The organism is Arthrobacter sp. 05L421, assembly GCF_056397785.1.
Genome location: NZ_JBFTOC010000003.1, coordinates 280825 through 294400 on the forward strand (window position 1 = coordinate 280825; position 13576 = coordinate 294400).

14 protein-coding genes are annotated in these 13576 nt (G+C 65.7%); 9 read left to right on the forward strand and 5 right to left on the reverse strand.

Annotated elements, in window-relative coordinates; all coding sequences use genetic code 11:
- Nucleotides 1-21: 21 nt before the first annotated feature.
- Nucleotides 22-825: an IclR family transcriptional regulator gene (locus tag AC1DKQ_RS06200; protein ID WP_476883153.1), complete on the reverse strand. Its 804-nt coding sequence runs from the start codon at nucleotides 823-825 to the stop codon at nucleotides 22-24.
- Between the two features lie 121 nt (nucleotides 826-946).
- On the opposite strand from AC1DKQ_RS06200, the gene AC1DKQ_RS06205 reads away from it, so the two are divergent.
- The 8 genes from AC1DKQ_RS06205 (at nucleotide 947) to AC1DKQ_RS06240 (ending at nucleotide 8173) form a co-directional block, all read left to right on the forward strand.
- Entirely contained in the window at nucleotides 947-1342 is a 396-nt protein-coding gene (locus tag AC1DKQ_RS06205) for a tripartite tricarboxylate transporter TctB family protein (protein WP_476918451.1), read from the forward strand.
- Nucleotides 1343-1451: 109 nt separating this feature from the next.
- On the forward strand, nucleotides 1452-2954 hold the full coding sequence (locus AC1DKQ_RS06210; protein WP_476883155.1) for a tripartite tricarboxylate transporter permease: 1503 nt from the start codon (nucleotides 1452-1454) through the stop codon (nucleotides 2952-2954).
- A 68-nt stretch (nucleotides 2955-3022) separates the two neighbouring features.
- The gene (locus tag AC1DKQ_RS06215; protein ID WP_476918452.1) at nucleotides 3023-4027 is read left to right on the forward strand and encodes a tripartite tricarboxylate transporter substrate binding protein; all 1005 of its coding nucleotides are present in this window, start codon (nucleotides 3023-3025) and stop codon (nucleotides 4025-4027) included.
- Nucleotides 4028-4063: 36 nt separating this feature from the next.
- Nucleotides 4064-4717, forward strand: a complete 654-nt coding sequence (locus AC1DKQ_RS06220; RefSeq protein ID WP_476918453.1) for an RraA family protein — start codon at nucleotides 4064-4066, stop codon at nucleotides 4715-4717.
- Nucleotides 4714-5502 carry an NAD(P)-dependent oxidoreductase gene (locus AC1DKQ_RS06225; RefSeq protein WP_476918454.1) on the forward strand — a complete coding sequence of 263 codons (789 nt, stop codon included), beginning with the start codon at nucleotides 4714-4716 and terminating at the stop codon, nucleotides 5500-5502. The genes AC1DKQ_RS06220 and AC1DKQ_RS06225 overlap by 4 nt, the downstream gene beginning before the upstream one ends.
- 78 nt (nucleotides 5503-5580) lie before the next feature.
- Entirely contained in the window at nucleotides 5581-6918 is a 1338-nt protein-coding gene (locus AC1DKQ_RS06230; protein ID WP_476918455.1) for a TRAP transporter large permease subunit, read from the forward strand.
- 11 nt (nucleotides 6919-6929) lie between these two features.
- Nucleotides 6930-7187 (forward strand): hypothetical protein, encoded by a 258-nt coding sequence (locus AC1DKQ_RS06235; protein ID WP_476918456.1) that lies wholly within the window; start codon nucleotides 6930-6932, stop codon nucleotides 7185-7187.
- Entirely contained in the window at nucleotides 7184-8173 is a 990-nt protein-coding gene (locus AC1DKQ_RS06240; RefSeq protein ID WP_476918457.1) for a cyclase family protein, read from the forward strand. Before AC1DKQ_RS06235 ends, AC1DKQ_RS06240 begins: the two co-directional genes overlap by 4 nt.
- Nucleotides 8174-8385: 212 nt before the next feature.
- On the opposite strand, the gene AC1DKQ_RS06245 is transcribed toward AC1DKQ_RS06240, so the two are convergent.
- From AC1DKQ_RS06245 to AC1DKQ_RS06260, 4 genes are all read right to left on the reverse strand, one after another.
- Nucleotides 8386-9045 (reverse strand): GntR family transcriptional regulator, encoded by a 660-nt coding sequence (locus AC1DKQ_RS06245; protein ID WP_476883162.1) that lies wholly within the window; start codon nucleotides 9043-9045, stop codon nucleotides 8386-8388.
- Nucleotides 9046-9164: 119 nt separating this feature from the next.
- Nucleotides 9165-10166, reverse strand: a complete 1002-nt coding sequence (locus AC1DKQ_RS06250) for a transketolase family protein (RefSeq protein ID WP_476918458.1) — start codon at nucleotides 10164-10166, stop codon at nucleotides 9165-9167.
- The gene (locus AC1DKQ_RS06255) at nucleotides 10163-11062 is read right to left on the reverse strand and encodes a transketolase (protein ID WP_476918459.1); all 900 of its coding nucleotides are present in this window, start codon (nucleotides 11060-11062) and stop codon (nucleotides 10163-10165) included. The genes AC1DKQ_RS06250 and AC1DKQ_RS06255 overlap by 4 nt, the downstream gene beginning before the upstream one ends.
- Nucleotides 11063-11131: 69 nt before the next feature.
- Nucleotides 11132-12469 carry an MFS transporter gene (locus AC1DKQ_RS06260; RefSeq protein ID WP_476918460.1) on the reverse strand — a complete coding sequence of 446 codons (1338 nt, stop codon included), beginning with the start codon at nucleotides 12467-12469 and terminating at the stop codon, nucleotides 11132-11134.
- A gap of 188 nt (nucleotides 12470-12657) precedes the next feature.
- Between AC1DKQ_RS06260 and AC1DKQ_RS06265 the strand changes: the two genes are divergently transcribed.
- Nucleotides 12658-13482, forward strand: a complete 825-nt coding sequence (locus AC1DKQ_RS06265) for a sugar phosphate isomerase/epimerase family protein (protein WP_476918461.1) — start codon at nucleotides 12658-12660, stop codon at nucleotides 13480-13482.
- The last annotated feature ends 94 nt before the right edge of the window (nucleotides 13483-13576 follow it).

The window sequence follows — 13576 nt, forward strand, 5'->3', positions numbered from 1 at the left end:
GCCGCTGGCTATCTGGCTGGTCTAGTAGACGGAGCCTTCGAGCAGCTCGGAGAGTCTGCCCGCGGCCCGCCGCAGTTCAGGGACACCGGCCGTCAGGGTGGCGTGGCTGGCTGCCTCCACGGGGCTGGTCAGGGAAATGGACTCCGTGTGGCGTCCCAGCCGGTTGGGCACGGCCACAGCCACCGAGTGGACCCCAGTGGCCCGCTCATCGGAGGAGTACGCATAGTCGGTTCCAGGCTCGGGCAGTCGGGAGCGCAGCTCCACGGCCGTGAATGCCGCGTCCTCCTGGCCCATCGCGATTGCCGCCGTCACCACCTGCTGAAGCTCTTCTTCGGATGCTGACGCGAGCAGAATCTTGCCGGCCGCCCCCAGAGTGAGGGGGAGCCGCTTGCCCAGGGGGAGGTCGTAGCGCAGGGGAGCATCACCGTCGACGCGTGCGACCAGGATCCTTTCAAAGCCAAGCCTGGTGTAGAGGGATGCCGTGAGTCCCGTCTGGGAGGCCACCTGCTGGAGTACCGGCCGGGCGGCCACCACGAGGGGGTCGTTTTCCAGGTAGCTTCGGGCCGCAGGCAGGACTGCGGGACCAATCCGGTACGACTTGTCGGTCTGGCTGACCATGCCGAAATCCTGGAGGACCCGCAGGATCCGCAGCGTGGTCGGCAGGCTCATGCCGCAGGTCCGTGCCAGGTCACTCAGGCGCTGGGGCCGCTCCGCGCGCTGGAGTTCTGCGAACACCTCCATCGCCCTGGACAGTGAGCGCATATTTGAGGCCTTCGGGCCGTCTTCCGCTGAACTGCCCGGGCGTGTGGAGGCTGTCGTCGTCATTCTTCCATTCTATGTAACTTCCCGCCGCTTGACAGAGCGTGTGTCCCCTGTCACTATTTCTTCAGACGAAATGTTCTTTCATTCTATGAAATGAACGATCACGCAATGTAAGAAGGAAACGATGACAACGGAGTCACTACTGACCAAACCGGAGCGCGCCATCCGCGTCGCTCCGTCGGTGCTCACGGGCATCGGCGCGTTCACCGCCGTCGGCGTCTATGTCGTGGCCAGTTCGGTCAGCCTCGGCCTGTGGACGTCGCTGGGACCGGGCCCCGGCCTGTTCCCGTTCGCCATGGGCGCTGTGCTGGTCGCGATGTCGGCGCTCTGGCTGGTCCAGGAACTGCGCCGGCCGAGCGAGAGGGCCGAGGGGATCGACCGGGGTGTGGTCATCTCCGTTGTGGTCAGCCTCGTTGTCCTGGCATCCGTCATGGACCTGCTGGGCTTTCAGCTGAGCATGTTCCTGTTCCTGCTCTACCACCTGAAACTGCGCGGCCGCCGGCCTGGGTGTCCTCGCTGATCATCGCCCTCGCCGGAAGTGTCGGCGCGTTCTACGCCTTCAACTACGGTCTGAACGTCGCCCTCCCCGTGTCGGCCTTCGCTCCGCTGAACCTGATCGGACTCTAGACGTGGACACACTTAACGAACTGCTCGGCGGCTTCGCCACCGCCATGACCTGGCAAAACCTGCTCTTTGCCTTCCTCGGCTGCCTGCTGGGCACCATCATCGGAGTCCTTCCCGGTGTCGGCCCGGTGGCCGGCGTGGCCCTGCTCATCCCGCTCACCCTGAACCTGGATCCCGCCGGCTCCATCATCATGCTGTGTGCGATTTTCTACGGCACCCAGTACGGCGGAACCATCACCAGCGTCCTCTTGAACACCCCGGGTGAGGCATCGTCGGCGATCACCACTATCGACGGCTACGCGATGACCAAACTTGGCAGGGCCGGCGCGGCACTGACCCTCGCCGCCGTGGGATCCTTCATCGGCGGAACCATCGCCACCATCGGCCTGGTCTTTGCCGCCAAACCCCTGGGCGAACTGGGGCTGCTCATCGGGCCCCCGGAATTCTTCGCACTCATGGTCGTCGGCATCTCCCTGCTCGTGGCACTGGCCGGCAAGTCCATGATCAAGGCCATCATCTCCGGCGCCCTGGGCCTGCTGATATCCATGGTCGGCATCGACCCCGTCGCCGGCGCCCCGCGCTTCACCTTCGGGATGGACCGGCTCCTGGACGGCGTCAGCTTCGTCGCCGTCATCGTCGGCGTCTTCGGGCTCTCCGAAATCCTCTCCTACCGCAAGAACTCCGAAACTCCCTTGGTGCACGCCCCCGGCATGCGCTCCCTGCTCCCGACCCGGACGGAATGGCGCCGCAGCGCCCCCGCCATAGCCCGGGGCACCGGCGTCGGCTTCGGACTGGGCCTTATCCCCGGCATGACCGGATCAGTGTCCTCCCTGTTGTCCTACGCCGCGGAAAAGAAGTTCTCCCGCTTCCGCCACCAACTCGGCAAGGGCGCAGTCGAAGGCGTCGCCGGTCCCGAAACGGCCAACAACGCCCACGCCAATGCCGCACTCATCCCGCTCTTCACCCTCGGCATCCCCGCATCCCCGACCATCGCCGTGCTGATGGGCGCGTTCCTCCAGCAGGGCCTGACACCCGGGCCCGCCCTGTTCACCGACCACTCCGAGATCGCCTGGGCCATCATCGCCAGCCTCTTCATCGGCAACGTGCTGCTGCTGCTGCTCAACGTCCCCCTGGTCGGCCTCTGGACCTCCATCCTGCGCGTTCCCACCCCCGTCCTGACCGCCATCATCCTGCTCTTCATGGTCATCGGCGCCTACACCATCAACTTCGACGTCTTCGACGTCTTCGTCATGATCGGCTTCGGCCTCCTCGGCCTGGCCCTGAGGAACCTGGACATCCCGCTGGCGCCCATGGTCCTCACCCTGGTGCTGGGCCCGCTGATGGAACGCTCACTGCGCGAATCACTGGAAATCTCCCAGGGCGACTTCAGCGTCTTCACCAGCCGCCCCATCTCCGCCGTGCTGATCGGCGTCGGAGTGCTGATCATCTGCAGCCCGCTGCTCAAGTTCCGCAAACCCAAGGCCCTCACCGAGGATCCCGAAGCCTAAACCTGCTCATCCCACCCGAGTTCCTGTCAACCCGTCTCACTCACACATTTCTTCAAAGGAGAAGACCCTTGTCACCCAAGAAAATCACCGCAGCCCTCGCAGCAGCGGCCCTCATCGCCCTCACCGGCTGCGGCGCCAACGCCAGCGCCAACAACGCCGCCTCCGCGGACGACTTCCCGAAAAAGGGCAAGTCCATCGACCTGATCGTGGCCTTCGGCTCCGGCGGAGCCGTGGACACCGCAGCCCGCCTCGTCCAGCCGATCCTTGAGAAGGAACTCGGAACCAACGTCGAGGTCATTAACAAGCCCGGCGCCGGCGGACAGATCGGCTACACAGCACTGACCAGCGCCAAGCCCGACGGCTACACCATCGGCGCCACCGGTTCCCCCTCCGTCGTCGTCTCACCGCTGGACCCCGCCCGCGGCGCCAAATACACCCGGGCCAGCTTCCAACCCCTCGGCCGCCAGGTCATCGACCCCGCCGTCATCGCCGTCCAGCCCGACAGCCCCTACAAAACGCTGAAGGACCTCCTCGACGCGGTCAAGGCCAACCCGAAGTCGATGACCGCGAGCACCACCGGGCTGCAGACCGGCGAACACTTCGCCCTGGCCCAGATCCAGGAGGCCACCGGCTCCGAGTTCGCTCCCGTGCACTTCTCCGAAGGCGCCTCGCAGGCCACCACCGCGTTCCTCGGCAAACACGTGGACGTGTTGGTCGCCAACGTCAGCGACGTGACCGACCTGACCAAGCAGGGCAAGGCCCGCGTCCTGGGCGTCATGACCGCCGAGCGTGCCCCCTCGCTGCCGGATGTTCCCACCTTCAAGGAAGCCGGCTATGACCTGACCGCCGGCACCGTCCGCGGTTACTCGGCCCCGGCCGGGCTGCCTGACGCCGTCGCCAAGAAGCTCGAAGCCGCCCTGCAGAAAGCCATCGAGGACCCCACCGTCAAGGAAAAGATGAGCGCCCTGGGCCTTCAGACCAGCTACCTCTCCGGCGGCGACTACGAGAAGTTCTGGGCCGGACAGGAAGAGGACTTCAAGAAGGTCCTCCCGCTGGTCCAGAAAAAAGACTAGCCCTCCCACCAACCCCTAGCCCCGGAAGAAACCACCATGACAACGCCCGTCCTTGAGGACATCGACGCAGACTTCGCCCGCCCCGACAAGGACGTGCTCGAGCGCCTCGCCAAACTGCCCGCCGCCAACATCGGCGACGCCATGGACCGCCTCGGAATCGCAGACTCAGCCATCCAGGCCATCTGGCCCGGCGCCCGCCTCGCCGGGCCGGCCTTCACCGTCTGGACCCGACCCGGCGACAACCAGGGCATCCACCGCGCACTGCAGCTCGCCCGCCCCGGAGACGTGATCGTCGTCTCCGGCGGCGGGGACGAATCCCGGGCACTGCTGGGCGAACTGATCGGCGAACGCGCCATCAACCTCGGCATCGCGGGCTTCGCCGTGGACGGTGCAGCCCGCGACGCCGAAGCCCTCGGCGAGATCGGCATGCCGGTCTTCGCCCGTGCCGTCACCCCGGCGGGCCCATACAAAAACGGACCGTCGCGCCTGGGCACCCCCATTTCCTTCGGCGGGATCCCCGTCCTCCCGGGGGACATCATCATCGGCGATTCCGACGGCGTCGTCGTCATCCCCAGGGACCAGGCAGCAGCCGTGGCGGAAGCCGCCGAGGCCGTCTTCGCCGACGAAACCAGCCGCCGGGCCGCCATCATCGCCGACCGCCACGAGACAGAAAAGACACATACCAAATGACAGCGTGCACCGTCATCGGCCTCGGTGAGGCCGGAGCCACCTACGCGGCCGCCCTGGTCGACGCAGGCCACAGCGTGACAGGATTCGATCCCGTCGCCCCCTCCACGCCGGCCGGCGTCACCCGGGCAGCAACCGCCGCAGAAGCCTGCGCCGGCGCGGATATCGTCCTTGTCCTCACCGGGGCTGGCGCCGCACGAAGCGTGGCCCAGGAATGCCTGCCGGTCCTGCCGGCCGGCAGCTGCTACGCGGACTTCACCTCATCCTCACCGCACGTCATGCAGGAACTCGGGCAGCTGCCCGGCGCGGCGGTCTTCGCCGACGTCGCCATTCTGGGACCCGTCCCCACCCAAGGAGTAAAGACGCCCCTGATGGTCAGCGGCCCGGGATCCCGGGCAGTGGCCGGGCTCCTGTCCCCGCTGGGCGCCGACGTCGAAATCGCCGACGGGGAGCCCGGGGCCGCGATGGCCCACAAGCTGCTACGCAGCGTTCTGATGAAAGGCATGGCCTCAGTCGTCGTCGAAGCAGTCACCGCCGGACGGGCCGCCGGCCTGGAGGACTGGATCCGAGGGCAGATCGCCGGGCAACTCGCCGGTGACGGCCACGCCGTCATCGACAGGTTCCTGACCGGCACGGCCAAGCACGCCCTGCGCCGCTCCAAGGAAATGCAGGACACCGCCAGCTATCTCTCCGACCTGGGGGTGCCCGCCGAGATGACGGCAGCCTCAGCTGCCGCCCTGACGCGCATGGCCCAGGACACGGCGTCGGCGGCACCGGCGTTGCGCTGACCCCGGCATCAGGGAGAATCATTTACAGGAATCAACGATGAACCTTCCAGCAAGAAATCCCCTGTCAGGAGCGGCAACATGATCGGCATCTGGGCCCTGGGGGCCTACCTGGCCGTCATCCTGCTCTGGACGACACTGATCAAGCGCAGTGTCGGCGAAGCCATGATCCTCGGGTTCCTGGCCGTGCTCCCGTTCACGGGGGCCGCCGCTGCACAGATCGGCTGGGCGTCCTTGTACTCGGCCGCCACGGACGAAATCGTCTACGCCACCATGGCCTTCGTCTTCATGGGATACCTGCTGGACAAGACAGGGGTGCTGGACAAGCTCATCGACCTGCTGAATTCCCTGATCGGCGGGGTCAAGGGGGGCCCCGCCTGGGTGTCCACCGTGGCGTCCGCTGGCTTGGGCGGGGTGGTCCACAACCAGGCGGCCATCGCCGCTACCGTCGGCTCGGTAACCATCCCTTGGATGGAAAAATCCAAGCTGGACAAGCCCTCGGCCGCGACGCTCGTGGCCGGAAACGCCGGAATGGGCATCACCTTCCCGTTCAGTGCCTCCATGTTCGTCCTCGTCGGATCCGCCACCGTCGGGCCCCTGCTGAACGTCAACGACCTCGTCCGTCCCCTGCTCATCGGCGGCCTCTGGTGCTTCCTGCACCGGCTCATCGTCACCTGGCTGCTGATCCGCAAGAGCGGGATGTCCCCGCTGGACCCCGCACACCGCCTGACCGCCCGGATAGCCTTCGGGCACGGCTGGGCCACCCTGCTGCTCTTCATTGTGGTGGCCATCCCGCTGATCATCACCTCCGGCTCCATCGCGACGGCGCTGTCGGACTGGACCGGAGGAGATATCACCAAAACCGTCAGCGTTATCGTCTGGATTCCGGTTGTCCTCCTCATCACCGGGGCCCTGCTGGGCAGGAAACAGCTTCCGGGCAGCGGCCGCGCCTGGTGGACCCTGCTGCGGGACTCCGCCCCGAGGTTCGGCATCGTCGGCATCACCGTGGTCTTCGCCTTCGCGGGCGCCAACGCCCTCGCCGCCACCGGCCTGCCCAAACAGATGACCGCCCTGCTCAGCCAGCTGAACCTGCCCCTGTGGCTCCTCGCCATCCTCATCGGGCTGATCGTCATCGCCGTCGCCGCACCGCTCTCCGCCACGGCCACGATGGCCGCCGTCGGAACCGTCGGCGTCGCCACACTCGTCGCCGCCGGCGTGCCTGCCACCACCGCCGCCGTCGCCGTGCTGATCTTCTCCTCCTGCGAAGCGGCGGTTCCCCCCGGAGGCGCACCGCTTTACGTGGCCTGCGGCATCGCTGACGTCAACCCGGTCAAGACCTTCTCGCGCCTGCTCACCCACTACGCCCTGCCACTGCTGGGAATCGGCGTGCTGATCATCGTCGGCGTCCTGCCGATCTAAAGGAACAAGACATGCACCAGACCAGACGAGCCATCGAAGTCATCTTCGTACTGACACTCGCCTTACTCCTGCTGGGCGGAGTCGTATTCGTCGCAGGCCAGGCCATCGCCCTCATCGCCGGGCAGGGTGACTGGCTGCAATTCTTCAATGACGCGTTCAAGCCCCCTCTGTGCATCGTTGCCTCGGCGTGCGCCATTGCCGGGTTCCTCCTCAGCTACAAGCACCAGCAGAAAAAAGTAGAGGCGCCCCAGGAGGTAGCGGCGCGATGACATTGCCTGCCGGGGACGGAACCTACCCGACATTTGCCCAACTGCTTGAAAGGGAGGGCGGGCTAGCCGGGACATCCTGGGGATTGTTTCCCGAACCGGAGCGGGGAACGCCATCCTTCATCACCCAGGACACCATCCTGGAAGCCACGAACTGCGTCAGGACCGGCACGGTCTTCGGTCTGGACTACCCGGCCGATGCCTTCGATCCCGGAATGTCGCTGAAACGCAGCGCACCGCGCCACACGATCTACTCCTCCCACCCAGCCCACCGGGACGACTACCTGGACGGCTACTACCTTCAGGGCTCCACACAGATCGACGGTCTGCGGCACCGCCGGGCGGACGACGTCGGTTTTTACAACGGCACTCCGGATGACCGAATCACAGAAGACACGCCGGACCTCGGCATCCAGGAATGGGCCGAAAATCCCATCGTCGGCAGGGGAGTGCTGGTCGACCTGGACGGGCACCGGAACGCCCTCGGCGAGCCCATCGACCATGCGGCCGGTGAACGGCTCAGCCTCGATTTGATCCGGGAAGCCATTGAGGCGCAGTCCCTCACCATCTGCCCGGGAGACGTCCTCATGCTCCATACCGGATGGTGCGAGTGGTTCCTGGCCCTGACCCCCGAGGAGAAACAGCGGACCCGCGACGGCCGGCGTGCCACCGGCATCGCCCAGTCAGAGGATTTCGTCGCCTGGGCCTGGGACCACCGGCTCGCACTCCTTGCCGCCGACAACTTCGCGCTCGAATGCCTCCCGGCCGTGCCCGGAAGCCCCTTCCTACGGTCAGCCCCCAACGACCACGGCATGATGCACCAGCAACTCCTCGCCAAACTCGGCATGCCCCTCGGGGAACTATGGAAACTCGCCCCCCTCGCCCGACACATGAGAACCACCGAAAAATGGGATGCGTTCGTCACCATCAAACCGCTGAACATCACCGGAGGAACGGGCTCGCCGGCCAACGCCACCGCCATCACCTGACCGCAAAGAGCCTCCTTCCCGCCGGGAGCACACGCCGAACGGTCGAAATGTTCAGGGCCGCGAACGCGGTGTCCAGCTGAATCCATGCTTGCGGACCGGCGCCGTTGGTCAGCTGCACCAAAGCTAGGCGATGCAGCTCGGGCGAGTTTTTGCTGTCTGGCGGTCGAGGGCGCCTTTGCCGCACCCCAACATCTGGAGGCTGTGTCGTTCGGCTAGGCGACCAGGTTGTCGGCCGCGGTGTCCATGTGTTCGCGGATGGTCTTGCGGGCCAGGGAGGCGTCGCCGGTTTCGATGGCGGCCACGATGTCCCGGTGGCGTTTGACGCTCATGTTTTTAACGCCCTTTTCCAGCCCTCCGAACATGATGGACATGCGGATGGAGCCTTCGAGGGCGGTCCAGGAGTGGAGAAGTGTTTCGTTGCCGGTGAGCCGGCACAGAGTGCGGTGAAATTCCATGTCGGATTCGATCCTCTCCTCCAGTGACGCGTCCTGGCCGGCTTCCATGGCGTCTATTGCCAGATGCAGGGATTCGATCACCCGTACGCGGTCGGGGAGTTCGCAGAGTGTGCGGGCGGCCAGAGATTCGAGGGCCGCGCGCACGGCGAAGATATCTTTGATCTCTTTTTCATCGAGGTGGCGGACGGACAACCGCCCGCGCGGGCCGGCGGAGAGGAGCCCTTCCTGTTCCAGCTGGCGCAGTGCTTCGCGCAGGGTTCCGCGGCTGATTTGGAGCATGTCGGACAGTTCCGTTTCCACCAGATGGCGGCCGGGTGCCAGTTCGCCGCTGGTGATGGCGGTGCGCAGCGCGGCAAGGGCCTGCTCGCGGAGGCTTTTCTTTTGCAGTCCCAGCAGGGGTGCTGTTGCTCCAGCCATCGTGGTGCTTCCTTACTGTCAGTGGTCGACTGTTTACCGTCGGTGTGTTAACCGTCGATCTTACGGCAGAAGCGCGGGGCGGGGATGGTGCCGCCCCGGGCCGCTGCAGCTCATTCGTTCTAGCCGAGTTCGGCGAGGACTTTCGCGACGATCCGTTGCACGGACAGTCCGTAGCGTTCGTGCAGGGTAGGAAGAGCGCCCGCGTCGAGGAACTGGTCGGGGAGTGCCACGGGCACCACGCGCTTTCCCAGGCCGGCGGTGACGACGGCGGAGGCGACGGTTTCGAATAGGCCGCCGATGACGCTGTGGTTTTCCAGCGTCACTGCAAGGCGGTCGGTGTTGACTTCCGCCAGGACGGCTTCGGCGTCGAAGGGTTTGATGGTGGGGGTGTGGACGACGGCGACATCCACGTTGTGCTCTGCGAGGGCTCTGGCTGCCTGCAGGGCGCGCATGGTCATCAGGCCGGACGAGATGAAGACGACGTCGTTCCCGCCGCGGAGGACTTTGGCTTTGCCGAGTTCGAACGTGTAGTCGTATTCATCCAGGACGGTGGGGACGTTCCCGCGCAGCAGGCGCAGGTAGGTGGGGCCTTCGCTGGCTGCGAGTTGGGGGACGGCCTGTTCGATGTCGATGGAGTCGCAGGGGTCCACGATGGTCAGGTTGGGCATGCCGCGGAAGATGGCCATGTCTTCGGTGGCCTGGTGGCTGGGGCCGTAGCCGGTGGTCAGGCCGGGGAGGCCGCCGACGATGTTGACGTTGAGGTTCGGTTCGGCGGCGTCCAGGCAGAGGAAGTCGTAGGCGCGCCGGGCCGCGAACACGGAGTAGGTTGATGCGAACGGCACCAGGCCCGTCTCAGCCAGGCCGGCAGCGGCGCCGAAGAGCAGCTGTTCGGCCATGCCCATCTGGAAGAAGCGTTCCGGGAACGCCTGGGCGAAGATATGCATGTCCGTGTATTTGCCGAGGTCTGCGGTCAGTCCCACGATCTTGTCGTTTTCCTGTGCGGCTTTGACCAGGGCATGCCCGAACGGGGCGGAGGCGGTCTTCTGGCCGGGATCGGCGAAGGACGCGATCATGGCCGAGGTCTTCAGCTTCGGGGCGGTGGCCTTTACTGCGGTGCTCATCGGGTTGCCTTTCCTTTGTATCCTGCGGTCAGTTGCTCGCGGCATTCCTGCCATTCGTGTTCTTCGATGCGCATGAAGTGCGCCTTTTCGCGGTCTTCCAGCAGCGGCACGCCGCGGCCAACTTTCGTGTCGCAGAGGATCACGGAGGGACGCCCGACGGCGGCGGCCTGGGCGGCCGCGTTGTCGAAGGCGTGCAGGAGTTCGGCCATGTTGTTGCCGTCCACGCGCTGGGTGTACCAGCCGAAGGCCTCCCACTTCTCGGTGACGGGCTCGGTGCGCAGCACCGTGTCCGTCTTGCCGTCGGCCTGGAGGGCGTTGATGTCCACCATCGCGGTGAGGTTGCCCAGCTGGTGGTGGTGTGCGCCCATGGCGGCCTCCCACGTGGAGCCTTCGTCGAGTTCGCCGTCGGAGAGGAAGTTGTAGATCCTCGCCGCGGAGCCCTGGTGCCGCAGCCCGAGGGCCATGCCGACGGCGATGGAGAGGCCGTGGCCGAGGGAGCCGCCGGAGATTTCCATGCCGGGGGTGTAGGTGGACATTCCGGACATGGGCAGCCGGGAATCGTCCGAGCCGTAGGTTTCCAGTTCCTGGATAGGGATGATTCCGGCTTCGGCGAGGGCGGCGTAGTGGCCGATCGCGTAGTGGCCGGTGGAGAGCAGGAACCGGTCCCGGGCTTCCCAGTGCGGGTCATCGGCGCGGAACCGGAGCTGGTCGGCGTAGACCGCAGCGAGCATGTCGGCCGCGCCGAGGGCCTGGCCGACGTAGCCCTGGCCCTGCACCTCGCCCATGTTCAGGGCATGGTGCCGGATCCGGTAGGCCGCGGCCGAAACGCGGTCAGTACGTTCTGTGCTTCCATCGCGAGTGTTGCTGGGGGAGGTTTTTTCCTGTGTAAGAGCCACAAGTCTGCCTTTCGAAAGTGGTGGATGCGTTCTTCAGGGATGCCTTCGATGGCGTCCTGATGGTGTCTTCTATGCGCTCACGTGGGCGGGGGTGCTTTTCGTGGCCTCATCGGCGAGCTCACGCTCCCGCTTGCCCCAGGTCTCCCGGGTCGTAACTGCGGCCCAGAGGCCGATGGCTGCGTACAGGCCGAAGAGCAGCGCGGGGCCCATCCAGCCGAAGCTGACGAACAGGAGCGTGGTGATGAAGGGGGTGAAGCCGGAAACCATGGCGGAGATCTGGTAGGCGAGCGATGCACCCGAGGCGCGGGTCTTGGCCTGGAAGAGCTCCGGGAACCAGGCGCCCTGGGCGCCGGCCAGGGAGTTCTGGCAGACGGCGTAGGAGATCACGAGGGTGGCGATGATGAAGATGAACAGGCCGGTGTTGACCAGCAGGAACATCGGTACAGCGAACGCCACGGCGAAGGCGCAGGACCAGATGTACACGGGCCTCCGGCCGATCCTGTCCGTCAGGCGCGCCCAGGCCTGCGTGGCGAAGATGCCGATCGCGGAGGCGATGCACAGCGCGACGAGGGTTTGGGTCTTGTCAGCCAGGTGCTGGCTGTTGAGGTAGGAAATCATATAGGTGATGGACACGGCATAGCCTGCGGTTTCGGCGATGCGCAGGCCGATGCCCTTGACGATGTTGCGCCAGTCGGTCTTGATGACCTCGACGATGGGGGACTTCACTATGTCGCCGCTGTCCTTGACCTCGTCAAAGACGGGGGATTCCGGGACCTTGGAGCGGATGATGAGCCCGACGATCACGAGGACGATGCTGGCGAGGAAGGGGATGCGCCAGGCGAGTTCGCCGCCGAGCTGGATGCTGAAGAGGAAGACAAGGTTGGCCAGCAGCAGTCCCACAGGGAAGCCGGCCTGGACCATTCCGGTGTATTTGCCCTTGGACTTCCAAGGTGCGTGCTCATAGCTCATGAGGATTGCGCCGCCCCATTCTGCGCCGAAGGCCAGGCCCTGGACAATGCGGACGAAGACCAGGAGGCCAGGGGCGAGCAGCCCGACCTGGCTGTAGGTGGGAAGCAGACCGATGACGAACGTGGCGATACCCATCAGGATCAGGGAGGCCACGAGGACGGGCTTGCGGCCGAGCTTGTCGCCCAGGTGGCCGCCGATGATGCCGCCGATCGGGCGGGCCGCAAACCCGACGCCAAGGGTGGCGAACGCGGCAAGAGTGCCGGTGACGGGGTCGCCGGTGGGGAAGAACGCCGTTCCGAAGTACAGCGCGGCGGCGGTGCCAAAACCGATGAAGTCATAGGTCTCGATCACTGCGCCGACGCTGGAGCCGATGGCAACCCGTCTGGCGGCCTTGGTTCCGTGGACGTGCCCACGCATTTTCAGAGCTTCGTTGCTCATTTGGTGAATCCTTTCGAAGAGCGGACGCCGCTGCGGCGGGGCCACGGTCGACTGTTAACAACGGATACATCAGTGTGATCTGGATCATTCAATTCTGTCAACTGGCAACGTCAGAGGTTGACTGTCAACAGGCCGGCCCGTAACGTGGTCCTCGTCACTTCCACGTAAGGCAAAGAGGCTCAACGACGATGTTCAATTCCCGACTCGGCTGCTCGTCCATCAGCTTCCGCCACCAGGACCTGCCCACGGCGCTGCGGACCATCACGGACCTCGGCTTTAAGGAAATAGATCTGGGCGCCCTCCCCGGAGTGTGCGACCACGTTCCATACGACCTCGACGCCGAGGCCGTCGCCGCCGTGACGGCCGAGGTGGTCGCATCCGGGCTGCGGGTCCGGTCGGTCAACGGGGACATCGGGGACCTGAACGCCGTGCTCGACGCCGACGCACAGGAAGCGCGGAACCGGCACGTTGAGGCCCTCCTCACTTTGGCGGCCGGCATCGGCGCCAAGGCCCTGGTCCTTCCGTGCGGGGCCCTGGGCCACGAGCCGGTCCGGAGCATCGACGCGGACCTGGACGCCATTGCCGCGCAACTTCTCGCTGCCAAGCAGCGGGCGGACGGGTTCGGCGTCGAGCTCTGGACCGAATCGCTGCACTTCCTGCGGTTCTGCTGGAACCTGGAGCGCGCGGAACTGCTGGCCCGCCGACTGGACGGGTCCGGCGTCGGGATCGTTATGGACTTCAGCCATATCGTGGCCGCCGGCGAGGACCCGCTGGAGTACCTCACACGCCATCAGGGCCGGATCGCCCACGTCCACCTGCGCGATGCCGTGCCGGGGAACATCAACGTCAGCATCGGCAACGGCCAGGCCGATTTCGCCGCAGGTCTGGGCGCTCTCGCGGCCGAGGGCTACACCGGCCATTTCTCCCTGGAGCTGGAAACACGGGACGTCACCCACGAGGAACGTCCGGCGGCCGCCGCCAAAGCAGCCAGCTACATCACTGACCTCATCTGACCGTCGACTGCTCCGTAGCTGCCTTTATGAGCCCTCAAAACGGCAGCTACGGAGCAGTCGATCCAACTCACAGACACACGAAGCAAACCCAAGG

Excerpts from the sequence above, each read along its gene's own strand:
- AC1DKQ_RS06200 (WP_476883153.1), bottom strand. The coding sequence starts at position 825 with ATGACGACGACAGCCTCCACACGCCCGGGCAGTTCAGCGGAAGACGGC.
- AC1DKQ_RS06205 (WP_476918451.1), top strand. The coding sequence starts at position 947 with ATGACAACGGAGTCACTACTGACCAAACCGGAGCGCGCCATCCGCGTC.
- AC1DKQ_RS06220 (WP_476918453.1), top strand. The coding sequence starts at position 4,064 with ATGACAACGCCCGTCCTTGAGGACATCGACGCAGACTTCGCCCGCCCC.
- AC1DKQ_RS06225 (WP_476918454.1), top strand. The coding sequence starts at position 4,714 with ATGACAGCGTGCACCGTCATCGGCCTCGGTGAGGCCGGAGCCACCTAC.
- AC1DKQ_RS06230 (WP_476918455.1), top strand. The coding sequence starts at position 5,581 with ATGATCGGCATCTGGGCCCTGGGGGCCTACCTGGCCGTCATCCTGCTC.
- AC1DKQ_RS06235 (WP_476918456.1), top strand. The coding sequence starts at position 6,930 with ATGCACCAGACCAGACGAGCCATCGAAGTCATCTTCGTACTGACACTC.
- AC1DKQ_RS06240 (WP_476918457.1), top strand. The coding sequence starts at position 7,184 with ATGACATTGCCTGCCGGGGACGGAACCTACCCGACATTTGCCCAACTG.
- AC1DKQ_RS06245 (WP_476883162.1), bottom strand. The coding sequence starts at position 9,045 with ATGGCTGGAGCAACAGCACCCCTGCTGGGACTGCAAAAGAAAAGCCTC.
- AC1DKQ_RS06250 (WP_476918458.1), bottom strand. The coding sequence starts at position 10,166 with ATGAGCACCGCAGTAAAGGCCACCGCCCCGAAGCTGAAGACCTCGGCC.
- AC1DKQ_RS06260 (WP_476918460.1), bottom strand. The coding sequence starts at position 12,469 with ATGAGCAACGAAGCTCTGAAAATGCGTGGGCACGTCCACGGAACCAAG.
- AC1DKQ_RS06265 (WP_476918461.1), top strand. The coding sequence starts at position 12,658 with ATGTTCAATTCCCGACTCGGCTGCTCGTCCATCAGCTTCCGCCACCAG.